Source organism: Tamlana crocina, assembly GCF_012037625.1.
Genome location: NZ_JAAVJS010000394.1, coordinates 1 through 389, shown reverse-complemented (window position 1 = coordinate 389; position 389 = coordinate 1). Strand labels below are relative to the sequence as shown.

Annotated in this window: 1 protein-coding gene; it reads right to left on the bottom strand. The window is 36.0% G+C overall.

Annotated elements, in window-relative coordinates:
- Positions 1–23: 23 nt before the first annotated feature.
- Positions 24–260, bottom strand: coding sequence for a transposase (locus HC176_RS17285; RefSeq protein ID WP_209309786.1), 237 nt, complete (start codon positions 258–260; stop codon positions 24–26).
- Positions 261–389 lie beyond the last annotated feature (129 nt).

Here is a 389-nt window from a genome sequence, read left to right as displayed (position 1 = left end):
GGATCAAGTACAAAAGTTGGGGACTAAGCATAAACTTGAGTTAATCTGAACAGGAAGAACTCTTTATTTCTTACACCTCTAAGTTGCATTCTAAACGCTTTAATTTTGGCATTAAAGGATTCCGCTGAGGCATTGGTGCTTCTATTGTCAAAATAATTTAAGATTCCCATGTAGTTTAAAGAGATTGTGTTCATAACAATCCTGAAGCTTTTAAAACCACTATTTTCAATTTGGCTGTACCAAAGGGCGAGCTTAGTCATTGTGGAGTTGCTACCTTTACTCGGACATAAAATTTAAGACCGTTTGTTACAAAACAAATATCTTAGAAACATGAAAAAACGATATTACAGCCCCGAATTAAAGGAACAGGCGGTTCGCTTAAGCTACCA